Here is a 20412-nt window from a genome sequence, read left to right on the forward strand (position 1 = left end):
CGATCAACGACGGGTCAACAACACCCCGGATTCCATGTGATGGGTCCACGGAAACTGGTCGAACATCGCGCATTGGGTAATGCGGTGGGTGTCGTGCAGTTGGGCGATGTTGGCCGCCAGGGTTTCCGGGTTGCAGGAAATGTAGAGGATGTTGTCGAAGCGCCGGGTCAGTTCACAAGTGTCCGGGTCCATGCCGGCGCGGGGCGGGTCGACGAACACACTACCGAACTCGTAGCTCTTGAGGTCGATGCCGTGCAGGCGGCGGAACGGGCGAACTTCGTTCAAAGCTTCGGTCAGCTCTTCGGCAGACAAACGCACCAGCGTGACGTTATCCACTGAGTTTTCGCTCAGGTTGCTGAGTGCTGCATTGACCGAGGTCTTGCTGATTTCGGTGGCCAGCACTTTGCGCACGCGGGTCGCGAGCGGCAGGGTGAAGTTGCCGTTGCCGCAATACAGCTCCAGCAAATCGTCGGAGCGATCGCCGAGGGCGTCATACGCCCAGTTGAGCATTTTCTGGTTCACCGTGCCGTTGGGTTGGGTGAACGCGCCTTCTGGTTGGCGATAGCTGAAGGTGCGGCCGCTCACTTCGAGTTTCTCGACCACGTAATCATGACCGATCACTTCGCGTTTGCCCTTCGAGCGACCGATGATGCTGACATTCAGGTCGGCTGCCAGTTTCGACGCGGCCGTGTGCCAGTGCTCATCCAGTGGGCGGTGATAGCACAGAGTGATCATCGCATCGCCGGCCAGCGTGGTGAGGAACTCCACCTGAAACAGCTTGTGGCTCAGCGCCGCACTCGCTTGCCACGCCGCCTTGAGCTGCGGCATCAACTGGTTGATGCGCAGGCTTGCGATCGGGAACTCTTCGATCAGGATCGGCGTGCGTTTGTCTTCCTGGGAAAACATCGCGTAGTGACGTTCGCCGGCTTCGCGCCACAGGCGGAATTCGGCACGCAGGCGGAAGTTTTTCAGCGGCGAATCGAACACTGTGGGTTCGGGTGCATCGAACGGGGCCAGCAGGTCGCGCAGGCGCGTAACCTTTTCTTCGAGCTGAACGGCGTAGGCCTGGGAGTCAAAAGTCATGCGTTGAACCAACCCAATTTGATCACGAACAGAATCGACAGAATCACCAGCGCCGAATTCAATTCACGGCCGCGACCGGACAACAACTTGATGGCAGTCCAGGAGATGAAACCGAAGGCGATGCCGTTGGCGATGGAATAAGTGAATGGCATGGCCAGAGCGGTGACCACGACCGGAGCGGCGACGGTGATGTCGTCCCAGTCTATTTCGGCCAGGCCGGATGTCATCAGTACGGCGACGAACAGCAAAGCAGGTGCGGTGGCGAAGGCTGGAACGCTGGCTGCCAATGGCGAAAAAAACAGCGCCAGCAGAAACAGGATCGCGACCACAATGGCGGTCAGGCCGGTGCGGCCACCGGCACTCACGCCGGCTGCGGATTCGATGTAGCTGGTGGTGGTCGAGGTGCCCAGCAAGGAACCGGCCATGGCCGCAGTACTGTCGGCGATCAGGGCACGGCCCATTTTCGGCATGTGGCCGTCCTTGCCCATCAGGCCGGCACGCTTGGCGACGCCAATCAGCGTGCCGGAGTTGTCGAACAGGTCGACGAACAGGAAGGCGAAGATGACGCTGACCAGACCGATGTCCAGTGCGCCTTTGATGTCCAGTTGCAGGAAGGTCGGCGCCAGGGACGGAGGCATCGACATCACGCCACCGAACGGGGTGAAGCCCATCACGATCGAAACAATGGTCACCGCCAGAATACCGATCAGCACAGCGCCGCGTACTGCAAGCGCTTCGAGAGCAACGATCAGGGCAAAACCGAGGGTCGCAAGAATCGGCGCCGGTTGCTTTAGGTCGCCGAGGCCGATCATGGTTGCCGGGTTGCTGACCACGATGCCGGCGTTGTGCAGGGCGATCAGGGCCAGGAACAGGCCGATACCGGCGGCAATCGCCGAGCGTAGCGCCAGCGGAATGCTGTTGATGATCCATTCGCGGATGCGGAAGATCGACAACAGGAAAAACATCACCGCCGAGATGAACACCGCGCCCAGCGCCACTTGCCAGGTGTGGCCCATGTGCAGGACCACGGTGTAAGTGAAGAAGGCGTTCAGGCCCATGCCCGGTGCGAGGGCGATCGGGTAGTTGGCGATCAGGCCCATGGTCGCCGAGCCGATGGCGGCTGCCAGACAGGTGGCGACGAACACCGCGCCCTTGTCCATGCCGGTTTCGCCGAGGATGCTCGGGTTGACGAACAGAATGTAGGCCATGGCCAAAAAGGTCGTGACGCCCGCCAGAATCTCGGTCCGCACGTTGGTGTTGTGTGCCTTGAGTTGAAACAGCCTTTCCAGCATGTCTGCTCCCCGTGGCGCGCCCGGCGCCGTGAATGTATCGACCTCAACAGCAAAGCACAGACCGCTGCAGGCGCCTGGTAATTTTCTGTGGGTCGGAAAAAGCCGCGCATCATACCAGCAGCGTGGGGCTATGGCTGCTTATGGCTGCGATCGTCGTCGATGTTTTGCACAAAACGGAACTGCGCCATACTGCGCGCTGTTTTTTTGGGGGAGGGAGGGGGTAGATATGCATTCCATTAATAAGCGTGTGATTGCGACATTCGGGTTGCTGCTGACCTGTTTCACCGGAGCGCAAACAGCCTCTGCGGCCATGGCACAACCGTTGAGCCAGGTAAAAGTACTCAAGGTCGAATCGCCAGGCTGCGGATTTGAAAATATTGCGGCCGGTCAGGACCAGACCCGCTGCAACCACAGTGGCCCAAACATCAAGGTCTACGTGCTGGAGGTCGGCTACGGTCGCGAGCCTCATGTTGCGCTGGACGGATTCAAGGTGGACGGTACCCGAACCCCTGTTTGTGCTTTTGATACCGGCAACCTGACCGAGTGCTCCGCCGGAAAAAAAACCGTCGGCTATCTGTACATCTTCAACCTGGCGGGCAAGCAGGACGGCATCTTCACGTTCAGCAACACCTCGATCAACGCGCCCGGCAATACGATGTCGACGCAGCTTTACATCAAGTAACGGCTGGCCTCGAACAAGGGTCAGGAAAGCTGACTACGCTTTAAAGATTATCCTGTGGACCGCGCCCATGACTTTTAGAGCCCTGATTACCCTCGCCGAGGGCATCGACGATCTGCAAAGCGTGACCCTGATCGATGTGCTGCGCCGCGCCAAGGTTGAAGTGGTGGTGGCCAGCATCGAGGCACGGCGCATGCTCACCTGCGCTCGCGGCACGCGCTTGACCGCCGATGCGATGTTGGTGGATTTGCTGGCCCAACCCTTCGACCTGATCGTGCTGCCCGGCGGTACCGTGGGGGCGCAGCATTTGGCGGCCCACCAACCCCTGCAACAACTGATCAAGGACCAGGCCGCCGCCGGGCGTCTGTTCGCCGGTATTGCCGAATCTCCGGCGCTGGCGCTGCAAACCTTTGGCGTGTTGCGTCAGCGACGCATGACTTGCCTGCCCACAGTCAGCAATCAACTGTCAGGCTGTAACTTCGTCGATCAACCGGTGGTGGTCGATGGCAACTGCATCACTGCCCAGGGTTCAGGCGCCGCGTTGGAGTTTGCGCTGACACTGGTGGAGCAACTCTGCGGCAAAGCCACGCGGTCGACGGTGGCAGGGGAGTTGGTGGTTTAAAGAGTGCCCGGGGAACAACAACGTCAGGCCCTGACCTCTTCCACCGGCACATGCATGCGGTCGCGGTTGGCCAGGGTCGGGAACAGTTTGATCCAGGTCCCGGTCACCATCAGCGTACCGATGCCGCCCATGACCACTGCCGGCACGGTGCCGAACCAGTGGGCCGTCAGACCGGATTCGAACTCGCCGAGCTGATTCGAAGCGCCGATGAACAAACCATTCACCGCGCTGACCCGGCCGCGCATTTCGTCGGGGGTTTCCAGTTGCACGAATGAGGCGCGGATCACCATGCTGATCATGTCCGCTGCGCCCAATACCACCAGCACGGCGAGAGAAAACCAGAACGAAGTCGACAGGCCGAAAGCGATGGTCGCCACGCCGAATACACCCACAGCGGTGAACATAACCCGTCCGACATTGCGCTCCACGGCAAATCGCGCCAGAAACAGTGACATCAGCAATGCACCGACTGCAGGGGCTGAACGCAGCAGGCCCAGACCCCACGGACCGGTCAGCAGAATATCTTTGGCGAACACCGGCAGCAGCGCGGTCGCGCCACCCAGCAGGACGGCAAACAGATCCAGGGAAATCGCCCCGAGAATGTCCGGGCGACTGCGAATGAAGCGAATGCCCGCCAGCAGTGAATCCAGTGTGGCCTTGCCCTTGTTCAGTGGTGTTTGCCGGGCCGGAAGGTTAAGCATCAGCGCACAGGCGATGAGGTAAAGGATCACCGTCGGGCCATACACCCAGACGCTGCCGAAGGCGTAGAGCAAACCGCCCAGCGCCGGGGCGACAATGGTCGCCGATTGTTGTGCAGATTGCGCCGCAGCAACGGCGCGGGGGAATAACGCGCTGGGCACGATGCTCGGCAACAAGGCCTGGGTGGTCGGCATTTCGAAGGAGCGGGCGGCGCCGAGCAGGAACGCGAGGATGAAGATCATCTCCCGGGTGACATGGTCGGTCGCGCTGCCGATGGCCAGTGACAGGGCGATCAGCGCTTGCAGTGACTGACAGAGCGCCGCGACCTTGCGCCGGTCATAGCGGTCCGCGACATGCCCGGTGTGCAGCATGAATAACACTCGAGGGGCAAATTCCACCAGGCCCACCAGGCCCAGATCGAGCACATTGCCCGTCAGTTGATACAGATTCCAGCCAATAGCCACGGTCAACATCTGGAAACCGCTGGCGGTAAACACCCGAGCCAGCCAGAACGCGATAAAGGGGCGGTGATGACGTAACAGCAGGGGCGCTTGGTTGGGCATCTGAAGGCAGGTCTGGGCGAGGGGAAGGGTCGAGATTATCACCAACCTGTAACGAGAAGTTGCAGGGCGGGGAAATTTAGTTAGCTAGACACCGATCTTGAAAACACAGAATCCCCTGTGGGAGCGAGCTTGCTCACGAAAGCGTCGGCACCTCCAACATAAAGGTGACAGGCAGATCGTTATCGCGAGCAAGCTCGCTTCCACAGGTAATGTGTTTGAGCTCAGGAGCAGAGCCATGAGGCAACCTGTCACGCGGCAAAAGACCACACCGTCCATCGGCAAAAATGCGACTACTCTTTCAACGTTGCTTGATCCAGATCAAGACCCTTCGTGGAATTGATCCGGCGGCCAGATGGCCAGACTCCCTACGTTTGTGATGATGGTACAAAAAGAACGAATTCGAATTCGCCACACTCCATATCCGTGGGGGCAGTGGGTGTAGGCCGCAAGCCTTCAGCCGGTATTACCTGACAGAGGAAGACTTATGTTCGGTTTGGAGGCACTTGATCTCGCCCGGATTCAGTTCGCATTCACCATTTCGTTCCACATCCTGTTCCCGGCCATCACCATTGGCCTGGCGAGTTACCTGGCGGTGCTCGAAGGCCTGTGGCTGAAAACGCACAACGATACTTACCGCGATCTGTACCATTTCTGGTCGAAGATTTTTGCCGTCAACTTCGGCATGGGCGTGGTTTCCGGTTTGGTCATGGCCTATCAGTTCGGCACCAACTGGAGCCGTTTTTCGGACTTCGCCGGTTCGGTGACCGGGCCGTTGCTGACCTATGAAGTGCTCACTGCCTTCTTCCTCGAGGCCGGTTTCCTCGGTGTCATGTTGTTCGGCTGGAACAAGGTCGGGCGCAAACTGCACTTTTTCTCGACGGTCATGGTGGCCATCGGCACGCTTATTTCGACCTTCTGGATTCTGGCCTCCAACAGCTGGATGCAGACCCCGCAAGGTTACGAAATCGTCAATGGCCAAGTCATTCCGGTGGACTGGCTGGCGATTATTTTCAACCCGTCGTTCCCCTACCGGCTGTTGCACATGTCCACGGCGGCGTTCGTTGCGACTGCCTTCTTCGTCGGTTCGTCGGCGGCGTGGCACTTGCTGCGCGGCAAGGACAACCCGGCGATCCGCACCATGCTCTCGATGGCGATGTGGATGGCACTGATCGTGGCGCCGATTCAGGCGGTTATCGGGGACTTCCACGGCGTCAATACGCTCAAGCATCAACCGGCGAAAATCGCTGCGATCGAAGGCCACTGGGAAAACGTTGGCAATGAACCGACCCCGCTGATCCTGTTCGGCTGGCCGGACATGAAAGCCGAGAAAACCAGATTTGCCGTCGAGATTCCCTATCTGGGCAGCCTGATCCTGACTCATAGCTTGGACAAGCAAGTGCCGGCGCTCAAGGAGTTCGCGCCTGAAGACCGGCCGAATTCGACCATCGTCTTCTGGTCGTTCCGGATCATGGTCGGCCTGGGCGTGCTGATGATCTTCACTGGTTTGTGGAGTCTGTGGCTGCGTAAACGCGACAGGCTTTATACCTCACGTCCATTCTTGTACATGGCGCTGTGGATGGGCCCATCCGGCCTGGTCGCGATTCTCGCCGGCTGGTTCACCACTGAAATCGGCCGTCAGCCGTGGGTGGTCTATGGCTTGATGCGCACGGCAGACGCGTCCTCCGGACACAGCTTCGTGCAGATGAGCATCACCTTGATCATGTTCGTTGTGGTGTATTTCGCGCTGTTCGGCGCCGGTCTTGGCTACATGATGCGCTTGGTGCGCAAGGGGCCGAAGATCGACGAAGGCAAGGAAACCAACGAAGGTGGTCCTGGCCAGCAACGCACACCCGCCCGTCCATTGTCCGCAGCTGATGACAATGGTGACGCTGATCACAACCACAGCCTGAACAAGGAGATTTGAATCATGGGTATTGATCTTCCGCTGATCTGGGCCGTGATCATCATCTTCGGCATCATGATGTACGTGGTCATGGACGGCTTCGACCTGGGAATCGGGATTCTCTTCCCATTCATCAAGGGCAAGAGCGATCGTGACGTCATGATGAACACCGTCGCCCCGGTCTGGGACGGCAACGAAACCTGGCTGGTATTGGGCGGCGCGGCATTGTTCGGCGCCTTCCCGCTGGCCTATTCGGTGGTGCTCTCGGCGTTGTACCTGCCGCTGATTTTCATGCTGATCGGGTTGATTTTTCGCGGTGTGGCTTTCGAGTTTCGCTTCAAGGCGAAGGACGAAAAGCGCCACCTCTGGGATAAGGCATTCATCGGTGGCTCGATCGCCGCGACCTTCTTTCAGGGCGTGGCATTGGGGGCGTTCATCGATGGGCTGCCGGTAGCGAATCGTCAGTTTGCCGGCGGCTCACTTGACTGGTTGACCCCGTTCACGATGTTCTGTGGTGCGGCGCTGGTGGTGGCTTACGCACTGCTGGGTTGCACCTGGCTGATCATGAAAACCGAAGGAAAATTGCAGGAACAGATGCATGACCTGGCGCGGCCATTGGCCTTCGTGCTACTGGCGGTGATTGGCATCGTCAGTATCTGGACACCGTTGGCCCACGCTGATATTGCTGCACGCTGGTTCTCCCTGCCGAACCTGTTCTGGTTCTTGCCGGTGCCGATTCTGGTGCTGGTGACTTTGTACGGTCTGATTCGGGCGGTGGCTCGCAATGCGCATTACACGCCATTCCTGCTGACCCTGGTGCTGATCTTCCTCGGCTACAGCGGTCTGGGTATCAGCCTGTGGCCGAACATCGTGCCGCCGTCGATCTCGATCTGGGACGCCGCCGCACCGCCGCAAAGCCAGGGCTTCATGCTGGTGGGCACACTGTTCATCATCCCGTTCATCCTGGGTTACACCTTCTGGAGCTACTACGTGTTCCGCGGCAAGGTCACCCATGAAGATGGTTACCACTAGCCCATACGACTACGCAGAGGAGAACGCGATGATGGCTGGAAAACCTGATTTGCAGGAAATCGAAGCGGCCGAGAAAAAGCCGCTCTGGCAGCGACTCGGCTGGCTGGCGATGATCTGGACCGGCAGCGTCGTGGCACTGTTTATTGTGGCCTCGCTGATGCGCATGTTCATGAATGCCGCCGGTTTGAGCACCCACTGAAATTCCCATCCCGTGGCCTTGCGGCACGGATTATAACCCTCCCGATGGAGGGTTTTTTTCGCTTTTATTTACGTGCTTTAAGGATCACGAACTTGGGAGTGGCCGCGACTTGCTCGACGCCGCGGAACAACCGCGCCAGCTTGCTGTGATAACCCAGGTGACGGTTGCCGACGATGTACAGCGCTCCGCCCACCACCAACGATTCACGTGCTTGCTGGAACATCCGCCAGGCCAGGAAATCGCCGACCACTTGCTGCTGGTGAAACGGCGGATTGCACAGCACTACGTCCAGGGATTGAGGTTCCTGCTCAGCCAAACCATCGCCGGCCCGCACGATCACGTCACGATCGCCCAGCGCCGCGCGCCAGTTTTCAGCGGCCGATTGCACGGCCATGAACGATTCGTCCACCAGCGTGTAGTGCGCCTCAGGATTTTGCAGAGCACTGGCAATCGCCAATACGCCATTGCCACATCCGAGGTCGGCTACCCGCGCTGCGCCGAGGTTCTTCGGCAAGTGCGGCAAAAACGCCCGCGTGCCGATATCCAGCCCTTCGCGGCAGAACACATTGGCGTGATTGAGCAGTTCGATAGCAGGCGAGTCGAGTCGATAGCGAGTCGGGTAGGGGGAGACAGCAACCGCTTTGGCTTGGGGCGTGGCGATTAACAGCCGGGCCTTCTTCACGGCCAGCGAGGCTTGCACCGGGCCGATGTAACGCTCCAGCAGATCGCCCGCAGCGCGTGGCAAATGCTTCACCATCGCGGCCGCAATCACTTGGGCATCGGGAGCCAGTTGCCCCTGTAACCGGATCAGTTGCTCTTCCAGCAGGGCCAGGGTTTTCGGTACCCGGATCAATACCCGGTCGAACGGCCCGATGAACGCTTCGCTGGCAGGCACCTTCGGCACTGCATCAAACGCCTGGCCGTTGCGTATCAAGTTTTTTTCCAGCCCCTGAAAAGCCAGAAAAGAATCGCCGCTGCTGGTCACCTGAACCTTGCCCATCAGGCTGGCGGCCAAAGCACCGAAGCTGTCGTTGAGCACCAGCACTCGGGTATCGGCTGCCGGTTGTTGCTCGGCCAGATGATTGAGCAGGTATTCGTCTGCGGCATCAAATGCTTGCAACGGTTCATTCTGCTGTTCTGGCTGGCGGATCAGATCGAGTCGAGCGAAAGGGGTTTCGAGCAGAGGCATGAGGCGGGGGCTCTGGGTAGTCAACGGGCGAACCATCCGAGTGGACTGCGTCATGGCGTTTCACACGGCATCACTCAGGATGGATCGCAAATGGTACGTTTTTTTCGCTTGGATTACTCGCGGGGATTACCGGACTCAATCAGATTCAGATGGCGCCCACTCTCGCCGCTCTGATCACTGCCGCAATCTTGTTGTTTACGCCGAATTTCCGGATGGCGCCGCGTATATGGAACTGTACCGTGCTTTCACTCAGGCAGAGAATGATCGCGATCTCGCCTGCCGTCTTGCCATCGGCTGAATACTTCAATACCTCGATTTCCCTGCATGATAAATGCACTGTGCCCGGTTTTGCGGGTGCAGGCAGTTCTTTCGCGACAAGCCGGTGCAGGTGACGGCTAATGAACAACGCGTAGCCCAGATTTTTATACAGATCATGCGTAGTAATCGGACAGTGGCTTCTGGCCAGGCTCAGCATGCTGCAAAGGCCGTTCTCATCATGAACGGATTGGGACCAGCCATAGCGCAGCCCTTGCTGTTTTTGTGCTTGCCGCAGTGTTGGTGTCTTGCAGAAGATTTCTTCCTGCCAAAGAATCGGTAATTCAGAACGATTGCAATGGGCCAGTACCGGATCGACCTCACTGAAATGCTCTTGTTCATATTTCGTGTTCCATTCGCTGGGATAATTATTCAGATTTATCGTATTGCGGCGTATCCCCCTTACTTGGGATGTTATTGAAAATGCACAGAAATTAAAGCCAAGATTTTTAACGAGATTGAGAGAAATCTCGTAGGCGGTCTCTATTTTCTGAGCGTAAGAAAGCTGCGTTAACTGTGATTCCTTCCACACTTTCATTGGGTAACTCCATTGCGGACTTACTTGCGTTGGCGCTGATTGGATCCAAGATCCGGGCACGCCACGAGTGTAGGAGAATTCCCACTTGTGTGCTGGATTTTTTCGCTCTTGAAGAAGCTTGCAACTGCATAACCGGTTCTTAGGTCTGTTACTAACGGAAATTAGAATTGTAGGGGGCTGTTAATGAAAGGGGCAAAAGCCATTACAAATCACCGGTGTTTATGCCACCTGCTTTGCGGGACACTGGCGTTATCTGTTGAATGGAGCGACCCATGACTGCCAGTGCAGAAAAATTCACACGCCAGACACTGCTCGACGTCCAGCCGTTGACTCCAAACCTGTTCACCCTGCGGACCACCCGGGATCCGGGCTTTCGTTTTCGCGCTGGGCAATTCGCTCGGCTGGGCGTGACCAGGGTGGACGGCAGTACGGTGTGGCGGGCTTATTCCATGGTCTCGTCCCCCTATGACGAATTCCTGGAGTTCTTCTCCATTGTCGTGCCGGGAGGGGAGTTCACCAGTGAACTGGGCCGGCTGGAAGTCGGCGATACGCTGCTGGTCGATCGGCAGGCCTTTGGTTATCTGACGCTCGATCGCTTCGTCGATGGCCGTGACCTCTGGTTGTTATCCACAGGCACGGGGCTGGCGCCATTTCTGTCGATCTTGCAGGACTTCGAGGTTTGGGAAAAATTCGAGCGCATCAATCTGGTCTACAGCGTGCGCGAAGCGCGGGAATTGGCGTATCAGGAGCTGATTACAGGGCTGGCGCAACGCGATTATCTGGCCGAGTACGCGCACAAGCTGCAGTTCATTGCCACCGTCACCCGCGAACAGCATCCGGGCGCCTTGAATGGGCGGATCACGACGCTCATAGAAAGTGGCGAACTGGAGCGAACGGCTGGTGTAGCGCTGACAGCCGAGCATTCGCGGGTGATGCTCTGCGGTAATCCACAGATGATCGATGACACGCGCAAGTTACTGAAACAACGAGACATGCACTTGAGCCTCAGTCGACGGCCCGGCCAAGTGGCAGTGGAGAACTACTGGTAAACAAACGGCGCCCGAAGGCGCCGTTTGTACCGTGTGATCTGTCATCAGGGCTGATTGTTCTGGGCCTTGAGCAGATCGCGAATCTCTTCCAGCAGCTCTTCTTCCTTGGTCGGAACCGGCGGCAGGGTTGGCGCAACGGCCTCTTCGCGTTTCAGACGGTTGATGGCTTTGACGCCCATGAAGATCGCGAAGGCGACGATGATGAAGTCGATCAGGCTCTGGATGAACTTACCGTAGGCCAGCACCACCGCTGGCACATCACCGTTGGCAGCCTTGAGCGTAACGGCCAGGTCACTGAAGTCCACGCCACCGATCAGCAAGCCAATGGGCGGCATCACCACGTCGCCGACAAACGACGAAACGATTTTGCCGAAGGCGGCACCGATGATGATACCTACGGCCATGTCGACCACATTACCTTTGACCGCGAAGGCCTTGAACTCACTTATCACGCCCATAGGTTATTTCCTTGTTACAGATGAGGTTGGTGAACGCAGTGTAAATCAGCAGAACGGCTCATGCTCGAAACACCGTCTTACAATGCTCGCTCTTATCGACAGATCTTCCGGCAATTAGTTTACAAAGTGCCACCAGTCGCGCGCGATTACCCGCTCTAGACCGGGCTTTCCAGAACCTTTTCGCTATCGGCTCGGTGCGCAATTTCTATTTATGTTTTGGCCTTTGGGTCACTAGCCTCTGTGGGGCGCACCTGGATGCGCCTTATAAAATCAGAGGAAACTTCCATGACAACTCCCCTTGGCCTCGGGGCTTTTCCCTTCCCTCGCACCCTTGGCGTTCTGGCCGCCAGCGTGCTGTCCTTCTCCGTCAATGCCGCGACCTTGACCCGCGATAACGGCGCCGCCGTCGGCGACAACCAGAACTCGCAAACCGCTGGCGCGACCGGGCCGGTGCTGTTGCAAGACATACAACTGATCCAGAAACTCCAGCGTTTTGACCGTGAACGCATTCCGGAACGCGTGGTGCATGCCCGTGGCACTGGCGCCCATGGCACATTCACCGTGACCGACGACCTCAGTGATCTGACCAAGGCCAAGGTATTTGCCGGCGGTCAGAACACGCCGGTATTTGTGCGTTTCTCTGCGGTGGTCCATGGCAACCATTCGCCGGAAACCTTGCGTGATCCGCGGGGGTTCGCTACCAAGTTCTACACCGCAGACGGCAACTGGGACCTGGTCGGCAACAATTTTCCGACCTTCTTCATTCGTGACGCGATCAAGTTTCCGGACATGGTCCACGCCTTCAAGCCGGACCCACGCACCAATCTTGACGACGACTCCCGTCGTTTCGACTTCTTCTCTCATGTTCCAGAAGCCACTCGCACCTTGACCGAGTTATATTCCAACTCCGGCACCCCGGCCAGTTATCGGGAGATGGATGGCAACGGTGTACATGCCTACAAGTTAGTTAATGCCAAAGGCGATGTGCACTATGTAAAGTTTCACTGGAAAAGTTTGCAGGGGATAAAAAATCTTGACCCTAAAGAAGTGACGGGTGTTCAAGGTCAAGACTACAGTCATATGACTAACGACTTGGTTTCACATATTAACAAGGGTGACTTCCCGAAATGGGACTTGTACATCCAGGTTCTAAATCCACAAGACTTGTCCAAGTTTGATTTCGATCCGTTGGACGCGACCAAGATATGGCCCGGAATTGCTGAGCGAAAAGTTGGACAAATGGTGTTGAACCGTAATCCGGCGAATGTTTTCCAGGAAACCGAACAAGTGGCCATGGCCCCGGCCAATTTAGTTCCGGGTATCGAACCTTCGGAAGATCGCTTATTGCAAGGACGAGTGTTCTCGTATGCCGATACCCAGCTGTATCGTCTGGGGGCCAACGCTCTGCAGTTGCCGATCAACGCCCCCAAAGTCGCCGTGAACAATGGTAATCAGGATGGCGCAATGAACATCGGTGCCAGCAGCACAGGCGTGAATTACCAGCCAAGTCGCCTGCTGTCCCGTGAAGAACCGCAAACCGCGCGTTACAGCCAGTCGGCGCTGTCGGGCAGCACACAGCAGGTGAAGATTCAGCGTGAGCAGAACTTCAAACAGGCCGGCGATCTGTATCGCTCGTTCAACCCGAAGGAACGTCAGGATCTGATCGACAGCTTCGGCGGCTCACTGGCCACCACCGATGATGAGAGCAAGCACATCATCCTGTCCTTCCTTTACAAGGCCGACCCGGAATACGGGACCGGAGTGGCCAAAGTAGCCAAGGGTGATCTGGCTCGGGTCAAGGCGCTGGCGGCCAAACTGGTTGACTGATCCATCCGCCTGAAGCGGGACCTCACGCGAGGTCCCGTTTGATCAAGGAGCTCTGTCATGCGTTTTTATCTGTCTGTGATTCTGGCGTGCTGGTCGCTCAGTGTGTTCGTCGGGTATGACGCGCAAGCCTCGAATGACCCTGCGGCGCTGAAAGCCCAATTACAGGATTACTACTTCGATGCTGCTCGACGGGGCGATGTGCCGATGCTCGAGACCTTCATCGAAGCCGGCTATTCCCTCGATATCCGCGATGGCAAGGGTTACACCGCGCTGATTCTGGCCGCCTATCACGGCCAGAGTGCCGCGGTAGATCGATTGCTCGATGCCGGAGCGGACGCCTGTGCTCAGGACCAACGTGGCAATACGGCATTGATGGGGGCGATTTTCAAAGGCGAAATGCAGATTGCCAGGACCTTGCTGGGTGCCCATTGCAACCCCGATCAACGCAACGGCGCAGGGCAGACTGCCGCGATGTATGCCGGGTTGTTCAAACGCGTCGAGTTGCTGGATGCACTCAAGGCCAAAGGGGCGGACATAGATGCCGAAGACCCGCTGGGCAATAGTGCCGCGCGTCTGGCCAGCGGTGAAATCCGTACGGCGCCGCCGCGCTGATCCGCGCGAGCTGAGCTATCATCGCGGTTTTTGCCGGGAGTTCAGATGGCCAAGGCCAAGCGCATGTACGGCTGCACCGAGTGTGGCTCAACCTTCCCCAAGTGGGCCGGCCAGTGCGGCGAATGCGGGGCCTGGAACACGCTGACCGAAACCATGGTGGAGAGCGGCGGCGCTGCAGCCCCCAGTGGTCGCACCGGTTGGACTGGTCAGCAGGCGCAGATCAAGACCCTGGCCGAAGTCAGCGTCGAAGAGATTCCGCGGTTTTCCACGGCGTCCAGCGAGCTGGATCGCGTTCTGGGCGGCGGCCTGGTGGATGGCTCGGTGGTGTTGATCGGTGGTGATCCCGGCATCGGCAAGTCGACCATTTTGTTGCAAACCTTGTGCAACCTGGCCAAGAGCATGCCGGCGCTGTATGTCACCGGCGAAGAGTCCCAGCAACAAGTGGCCATGCGCGCCCGGCGGCTGGGCTTGCCTCAGGATCAGCTGCGGGTGATGACCGAAACCTGCATCGAAACCATCATCGCCACGGCCCGGCAGGAAAAGCCCAAGGTGATGGTGATCGACTCGATTCAGACGATCTTCACCGAGCAACTGCAATCGGCACCGGGGGGCGTCTCCCAGGTGCGCGAAAGTGCGGCGTTGCTGGTGCGTTACGCCAAACAAAGCGGCACGGCGATTTTCCTCGTGGGCCATGTCACCAAAGAAGGCGCGCTGGCTGGCCCTCGAGTACTGGAACATATGGTCGACACTGTTCTGTATTTCGAAGGCGAATCCGATGGCCGCCTGCGTCTGCTGCGGGCGGTGAAAAACCGTTTCGGTGCGGTGAATGAGTTGGGCGTGTTCGGTATGACCGACAAGGGCCTGAAAGAAGTCTCTAACCCGTCGGCGATTTTTCTGACCCGCGCCCAGGAAGAAGTCCCAGGCAGCGTGGTCATGGCCACGTGGGAAGGCACCCGGCCGATGCTGGTGGAAGTCCAGGCGTTGGTGGACGACAGCCATATGGCCAACCCACGCCGGGTGACGCTCGGTCTGGATCAGAATCGCTTGGCCATGTTGTTGGCGGTGTTGCATCGCCACGGCGGCATTCCGACTCATGATCAGGACGTGTTCCTCAACGTGGTCGGTGGGGTGAAGGTGCTGGAAACGGCGTCCGACCTGGCGCTGATGGCGGCGGTCATGTCCAGTTTGCGCAACCGGCCGTTGCCCCATGATCTGCTGGTGTTCGGCGAAGTAGGCTTGTCGGGTGAAGTGCGTCCGGTGCCGAGTGGCCAGGAACGCTTGAAAGAGGCAGCCAAGCACGGCTTCAAGCGCGCCATCGTGCCCAAGGGCAACGCACCGAAAGAGGCGCCGCCGGGGTTGCAGATTATTGCCGTGACGCGTCTGGAGCAGGCGCTCGACGCGTTGTTTGAATAATTGCAAGCAACACACAATCCTGTGGGAGCCGGGCTTGCCCGCGATAGGGGTTAGTCAGTCGACATTTGTGGTGGGACTAAAATCGCCATCGCGGGCAAGCCCGGCTCCCACAGGTATTGCGTCGTGTCTTCAGATTTCGATCAGTGCGCCCAGCTCCCGCTCCAATTCCCGGGGATCTCCCAGATTGAGTTCGATCAATCGCCGCAGGCGCTCAATCGATTCCAGGCTGATGTGTTTGCAGACAAACCCGAGCTGCCCCTGATCTTCATGGGTCAGCTCCATATCCATTTTGATCTCGATGTCATCGCTCAGATGAATGTCGACCGAGAACGTCTGCTCCCGATTACCAAGCCAAGGCTCGGGACGCTGAATCAGCATGCCCTTGAGCGATAGGTCGAGCAATTGCACCGGCCAACGGTGCCCGTTCTGGCTCAGTTCGGTCTGTGCATTGAAGGCAATGCGCTTGAAACGGCGACGATCGGAATGCTGTTCGCTCATGGCCTGACCCTTTGTGCATGGTGCAATGACTATAGACCGGGCTGTGCGTGAACCGCCACGGGCACCGCGCAATCCCTTAAAAGAAGGGTCTAGACCAACGTTGGGGGTGGCCTTTGAGGCCAGTAGCGCTAAACTCCGGATGGCTGTCTTTCTTGTCCACTCTGGCTGGAATCATAAAATGAAAAATAATAATAGCCTGCTACGCCACTTACCCTGGCTGCTGCTGGCAATCCTGGGAGCGTGCGCCCTGGGCGTAGTGGCATTGCGCCGGGGCGAGGCGATCAACGCCTTGTGGATTGTGGTCGCCGCCGTGGCCATTTATCTGGTCGCGTATCGCTACTACAGCCTGTTCATCGCCAACAATGTGATGCAACTCGATCCGCGTCGGGCTACACCCGCCGTGCTCAACAATGACGGTCTGGACTACGTGCCGACCAACAAGCACATCCTCTTCGGTCACCACTTCGCGGCCATCGCTGGCGCGGGGCCGCTGGTCGGTCCGGTATTGGCGGCACAGATGGGCTACCTGCCCGGTACGCTCTGGCTGATTGCCGGGGTGGTGCTGGCGGGCGCGGTTCAGGACTTCATGGTCCTATTCATGTCCACCCGCCGCAACGGTCGTTCCCTGGGCGACATGGTTCGTGAGGAAATGGGCCGCATCCCCGGGACCATCGCGCTGTTTGGCTGCTTCCTGATCATGATCATCATCCTCGCGGTGCTGGCGCTGATCGTGGTCAAGGCGCTGGCCGAAAGCCCGTGGGGTATTTTCACGGTGATGGCGACCATCCCGATCGCGATGTTCATGGGCATTTACATGCGCTACATCCGCCCGGGTCGCATCGGTGAAATCTCGGTGATCGGCGTGGCATTGCTGCTGGGTTCGATCTGGCTGGGCGGGCAGATTGCCGCTGACCCGGTCTGGGCCAAAGCCTTTACCTTCACCGGCATCCAGATCACCTGGATGCTGATCGGCTACGGGTTCGTGGCGGCGGTGTTGCCGGTGTGGCTGATTCTGGCGCCTCGCGATTACCTGTCGACCTTCCTTAAAATCGGTACCATCGTTGCGCTGGCGATCGGCATTCTGATCACCATGCCCGAGCTGAAAATGCCGGCATTGACTCAGTTTATCGACGGCACCGGGCCGGTGTGGAAGGGCGGTCTGTTCCCGTTCCTGTTCATCACCATCGCCTGTGGCGCGGTGTCGGGTTTCCACGCGCTGATCTCCTCCGGCACCACGCCGAAGTTGCTGGATAACGAGGTTAACGCCCGCTACATCGGTTACGGCGGCATGTTGATGGAATCCTTCGTCGCCATCATGGCAATGGTGGCCGCTTCGGTGATCGAGCCAGGCGTGTACTTCGCCATGAACAGCCCGGCGGCGGTCGTCGGTGGTGACGTGGTGGCTGTCGCACAAGTCGTCAGCGGCTGGGGTTTCGCGATTACGCCGGAAGCCCTGCAAGCAGTGGCCAAGGACATCGGTGAAACCACCATCCTGGCCCGTGCCGGTGGTGCGCCGACCCTGGCGGTCGGTATCGCGCAGATCCTGCACAGTGTGCTGCCGGGTGAAAACACCATGGCGTTCTGGTACCACTTCGCGATCCTGTTCGAAGCACTGTTCATCCTGACCGCAGTCGACGCCGGCACCCGTGCCGGGCGTTTCATGCTGCAGGATTTGCTCGGCTCCTTCGTACCGGCGCTGAAACGCACCGAGTCCTGGACCGCCAATCTGATCGCAACCGCCGGTTGCGTGGCGATGTGGGGTTACCTGCTGTACCAAGGCGTGATCGACCCGCTGGGTGGCATCAACACCTTATGGCCGCTGTTCGGTATCTCCAACCAGATGCTGGCGGGTATCGCACTGATGCTGGCAACCGTGGTGCTGATCAAAATGAAACGCCAACGCTACATCTGGGTCACCATGCTGCCAGCCGTTTGGTTGCTGATCTGCACCACCACCGCAGGCTTCATCAAGCTGTTCGACGCCAACCCGGCCATCGGTTTCCTGTCGCTGGCGAAGAAATACAGCGATGCGTTGGCCAATGGGCAGATTCTGGCCCCGGCCAAGAGCGTCGAGCAGATGCAGCACGTGATCTACAACGCCTACACCAACGCAACGCTGACGGTGCTGTTCCTGTTGGTGGTGTTCAGCATCCTGTTCTATGCGCTCAAGGTCGGTATAGCTGCCTGGGGTAAAAAAGAACGTACGGATAAAGAATCGCCGTTCCAGGCTCAGCCGGATGCTTAATCGAGGATTGCACCATGTTCAATGACCTGAGTCGCCTGGGTAAATACCTCGGTCAGGCCGCGCGCCTGATGGTCGGCATGCCCGACTACGACAACTACGTCGAGCATATGCAAACCAAACACCCGGACAAACCGGTGATGAGCTACGAGATGTTCTTTCGCGAACGTCAGGAAGCCCGTTACGGTGGCAAGGGTGGGCCGAAGTGCTGTTGATCTACTAGCGGCGGGTTATCAGATGTAATGTGGAGCGGGCTTTTGTGGGAGCGAGCTTGCTCGCGATGCAGGCAACTCGGTATATCGCAACACCGAGGTGATGCCATCGCGAGCAAGCTCGCTCCCACAGGACCGCTCCCTTTTTTTGTGTAGTAGAAGGAGATCCAGTTTGTCCTCTCCCATTCCAGTAACAATCCTCAGCGGCTTTCTAGGCGCCGGCAAAACCACGCTGCTGCGCCATCTGCTCAAAGCCGAGCACGGCCTGAAAATCGCCGTGATCGAAAACGAATTCAGTGACGCCGGTATCGACACCCAACTGTTGGGCGACGAGCCAGTGCAAGTGATGACGCTGTCCAACGGCTGCGTCTGCTGCACCATCCATACCGACCTGACCAAGGCGCTGTACCTGTTGCTCGAACGCCTGGACAGCGGCGAAATCGCCTTCGATCGTCTGGTCATCGAATGCACCGGCCTGGCCGATCCGGCCCCGGTGGCGCAGACCTTTTTCATCGACGAAGAACTGCGTGAGCGCTACATCCTCGACGGCATCATCACCTTGGTGGACGCGGCCCACGCCGACCTGCACCTGACCCAGACCATCGCCCAGGCGCAGATCGGTTTTGCCGACCGCTTGCTGGTGAGCAAGCGCGATCTGGTGGACGAGCCGACCTTCACCGCCCTCAGCGAGCGCCTGACGCGCATCAACCGTCGCGCGCCGATCCGTGTGGTCGATCACGGCAGGATCGATCTGGCCGAACTGCTCGACGTGCGCGGCTTCAACCTCAATGCCGATCTCGGCGGTGGGATGAGTTTGCGTCCAGTGAGCAAGGCGCCGTCCATCGACCGTATCTCCAGCCTGGTATTACGCACCGACAAGCCGCTGGATATCGACAAACTCAGTGAGTTCATGAACGAACTGCTGGAAGACCATGGCAAGCAACTGCTGCGCTATAAAGGTGTTTTGAACATTCTGGGGGAATCGCGGCGCATGGTGTTTCAGGGCGTGCTGAAGCTCTATGGTTTCGACTGGGATACGGAATGGGCCGATGATGAAACACGCGAAAGCGTGATCGTGTTCATTGCCGATGATTTGCCGGAAGAGAAAATTCGTGAGGGGTTTGCGCGGGTTGCGGCGGATTGAAACGTTGTGTTCGTCAATGATGACGTCTTCGCGGGCAAGCCTCGCTCCTACAGTTTAGTGTGGACCGCAAATTTGTGGTCATCCGATCATCTGTAGGAGCGAGGCTTGCCCGCGAAGGCGATCTAACCGGCAACACGATTTCGGCTAAATACCGGTTCTGAGTTCAGTAATGTCTCTTCCAAATGATCAAGATGCCGGGTCATCAACGTCACTACCATTGCCACATCCCCGCACTCAACCGCATTCAAAATCCTTTCATGCTCCTGCCAGGCGCAATAACCTTCCGCCTGCGCATCAACCTGCGCAATCGCCAACGACGTCAGCGGCACCAGACTCCCGAGAAAATGCGCCAACGGTGCGTTCCCCGCCATTTCGGCCAGTTGCAGATGAAATTCCCCAGACAATCGAATGGCCGGACCACGCGCCGTGCATTGGCGTTCGCTGTCGATCAAGGCACGCAGGCGTTTCAAGTCTTGCAGGCGAGGTTGCTGGCAGGCCAGTCGAACCAGCGTGATTTCGGTCAGTCGTCGAGCATGCAGCGTCTGCCGAGTCTGCTCGACATCGGGGGCGGCGACTCGGGGACGATGGTTGGTGCGAAGGATAATGATCTGCTGATGGGACAGCTGCGTCAGCACGCCGCGAATGTCACTGCGTCGAGCGCTGAACATTTGCGCCAGGCTGTCTTCAGTAAAACGACTGGCGGAATGAATGCGCTGTTCGAGAATGGCGTCGAAGATCCGTGAATAGAGATCATCCGCTGGCGGTTTCCCGGGGGCCGTTCGGGAAAAGGGCAGGGCAGTGAATATCTGTGGTGAGGCGAAGCTGTTCATGGCCTGTCTCCAG

General features: G+C 58.3%; 20 protein-coding genes. 12 read left to right on the forward strand and 8 right to left on the reverse strand.

Annotation, left to right across the window (positions count from 1 at the left end; translation table 11 throughout):
* Positions 1-3 precede the first annotated feature (3 nt).
* On the reverse strand, positions 4-1083 hold the full coding sequence (trmA, locus tag NHU87_RS11425) for a tRNA (uridine(54)-C5)-methyltransferase TrmA (protein WP_253548331.1): 1080 nt from the start codon (positions 1081-1083) through the stop codon (positions 4-6).
* Complete coding sequence (locus NHU87_RS11430) at positions 1080-2375, reverse strand: NCS2 family permease (protein WP_253548333.1); 1296 nt, start codon at positions 2373-2375, stop codon at positions 1080-1082. The genes trmA and NHU87_RS11430 overlap by 4 nt, the downstream gene beginning before the upstream one ends.
* 226 nt (positions 2376-2601) lie before the next feature.
* Between NHU87_RS11430 and NHU87_RS11435 the strand changes: the two genes are divergently transcribed.
* Positions 2602-3057 carry a DUF4879 domain-containing protein gene (locus NHU87_RS11435; protein WP_253548535.1) on the forward strand — a complete coding sequence of 152 codons (456 nt, stop codon included), beginning with the start codon at positions 2602-2604 and terminating at the stop codon, positions 3055-3057.
* A gap of 67 nt (positions 3058-3124) precedes the next feature.
* Entirely contained in the window at positions 3125-3676 is a 552-nt protein-coding gene (locus tag NHU87_RS11440; protein WP_253548335.1) for a DJ-1 family glyoxalase III, read from the forward strand.
* A gap of 23 nt (positions 3677-3699) precedes the next feature.
* Here the strand turns inward: NHU87_RS11440 and NHU87_RS11445 are convergent, their stop codons facing one another.
* On the reverse strand, positions 3700-4938 hold the full coding sequence (locus NHU87_RS11445) for an MFS transporter (protein WP_253548337.1): 1239 nt from the start codon (positions 4936-4938) through the stop codon (positions 3700-3702).
* A 484-nt stretch (positions 4939-5422) separates the two neighbouring features.
* Here NHU87_RS11445 and NHU87_RS11450 point away from each other — a divergent pair, with 484 nt between their 5' ends.
* Genes NHU87_RS11450 through NHU87_RS11460 form a run of 3 tightly spaced genes read left to right on the forward strand, consistent with a single transcriptional unit; the run spans position 5423 to position 8072 of the window.
* On the forward strand, positions 5423-6862 hold the full coding sequence (locus NHU87_RS11450; RefSeq protein ID WP_253548339.1) for a cytochrome ubiquinol oxidase subunit I: 1440 nt from the start codon (positions 5423-5425) through the stop codon (positions 6860-6862).
* 3 nt (positions 6863-6865) lie between these two features.
* Positions 6866-7873 carry a cytochrome d ubiquinol oxidase subunit II gene (cydB, locus tag NHU87_RS11455; RefSeq protein ID WP_253548341.1) on the forward strand — a complete coding sequence of 336 codons (1008 nt, stop codon included), beginning with the start codon at positions 6866-6868 and terminating at the stop codon, positions 7871-7873.
* Between the two features lie 31 nt (positions 7874-7904).
* Positions 7905-8072: a DUF2474 domain-containing protein gene (locus NHU87_RS11460; protein ID WP_052967973.1), complete on the forward strand. Its 168-nt coding sequence runs from the start codon at positions 7905-7907 to the stop codon at positions 8070-8072.
* 64 nt (positions 8073-8136) lie between these two features.
* Here the strand turns inward: NHU87_RS11460 and NHU87_RS11465 are convergent, their stop codons facing one another.
* Positions 8137-9261, reverse strand: a complete 1125-nt coding sequence (locus NHU87_RS11465) for a methyltransferase (protein WP_253548343.1) — start codon at positions 9259-9261, stop codon at positions 8137-8139.
* Positions 9262-9406: 145 nt separating this feature from the next.
* Positions 9407-10114, reverse strand: coding sequence for an autoinducer binding domain-containing protein (locus tag NHU87_RS11470; RefSeq protein ID WP_253548345.1), 708 nt, complete (start codon positions 10112-10114; stop codon positions 9407-9409).
* 272 nt (positions 10115-10386) lie between these two features.
* On the opposite strand from NHU87_RS11470, the gene NHU87_RS11475 reads away from it, so the two are divergent.
* Positions 10387-11163: a ferredoxin--NADP reductase gene (locus tag NHU87_RS11475; RefSeq protein WP_253548347.1), complete on the forward strand. Its 777-nt coding sequence runs from the start codon at positions 10387-10389 to the stop codon at positions 11161-11163.
* Positions 11164-11207: 44 nt separating this feature from the next.
* Here NHU87_RS11475 and mscL read toward each other — a convergent pair whose 3' ends face one another.
* Entirely contained in the window at positions 11208-11621 is a 414-nt protein-coding gene (gene mscL / locus NHU87_RS11480) for a large-conductance mechanosensitive channel protein MscL (protein ID WP_063342463.1), read from the reverse strand.
* A 285-nt stretch (positions 11622-11906) separates the two neighbouring features.
* Between mscL and katB the strand changes: the two genes are divergently transcribed.
* From katB to radA, 3 genes are read left to right on the forward strand one after another with little or no spacing between them, the layout of a single operon-like run.
* Positions 11907-13448 (forward strand): catalase KatB, encoded by a 1542-nt coding sequence (gene katB / locus NHU87_RS11485; RefSeq protein WP_253548349.1) that lies wholly within the window; start codon positions 11907-11909, stop codon positions 13446-13448.
* Positions 13449-13505: 57 nt separating this feature from the next.
* Positions 13506-14060 (forward strand): ankyrin repeat domain-containing protein, encoded by a 555-nt coding sequence (locus tag NHU87_RS11490; protein ID WP_253548351.1) that lies wholly within the window; start codon positions 13506-13508, stop codon positions 14058-14060.
* Positions 14061-14105: 45 nt separating this feature from the next.
* Entirely contained in the window at positions 14106-15473 is a 1368-nt protein-coding gene (radA, locus tag NHU87_RS11495; RefSeq protein ID WP_007895270.1) for a DNA repair protein RadA, read from the forward strand.
* Between the two features lie 129 nt (positions 15474-15602).
* Here the strand turns inward: radA and NHU87_RS11500 are convergent, their stop codons facing one another.
* Positions 15603-15971 carry a PilZ domain-containing protein gene (locus NHU87_RS11500; protein ID WP_253548353.1) on the reverse strand — a complete coding sequence of 123 codons (369 nt, stop codon included), beginning with the start codon at positions 15969-15971 and terminating at the stop codon, positions 15603-15605.
* A gap of 178 nt (positions 15972-16149) precedes the next feature.
* On the opposite strand from NHU87_RS11500, the gene NHU87_RS11505 reads away from it, so the two are divergent.
* The 3 genes from NHU87_RS11505 (at position 16150) to yjiA (ending at position 19569) form a co-directional block, all read left to right on the forward strand.
* Positions 16150-18216, forward strand: coding sequence for a carbon starvation CstA family protein (locus NHU87_RS11505; RefSeq protein ID WP_253548355.1), 2067 nt, complete (start codon positions 16150-16152; stop codon positions 18214-18216).
* A 14-nt stretch (positions 18217-18230) separates the two neighbouring features.
* Positions 18231-18428 (forward strand): YbdD/YjiX family protein, encoded by a 198-nt coding sequence (locus NHU87_RS11510; protein WP_007895266.1) that lies wholly within the window; start codon positions 18231-18233, stop codon positions 18426-18428.
* A 169-nt stretch (positions 18429-18597) separates the two neighbouring features.
* Positions 18598-19569: a GTPase gene (gene yjiA / locus NHU87_RS11515; protein WP_253548357.1), complete on the forward strand. Its 972-nt coding sequence runs from the start codon at positions 18598-18600 to the stop codon at positions 19567-19569.
* A gap of 122 nt (positions 19570-19691) precedes the next feature.
* Here the strand turns inward: yjiA and NHU87_RS11520 are convergent, their stop codons facing one another.
* Positions 19692-20399 (reverse strand): GntR family transcriptional regulator, encoded by a 708-nt coding sequence (locus NHU87_RS11520; protein ID WP_253548359.1) that lies wholly within the window; start codon positions 20397-20399, stop codon positions 19692-19694.
* Between the last annotated feature and the right edge of the window lie 13 nt (positions 20400-20412).

The organism is Pseudomonas mandelii, from assembly GCF_024138395.1.
GTDB classification, from domain to species: domain Bacteria; phylum Pseudomonadota; class Gammaproteobacteria; order Pseudomonadales; family Pseudomonadaceae; genus Aquipseudomonas; species Aquipseudomonas mandelii_E.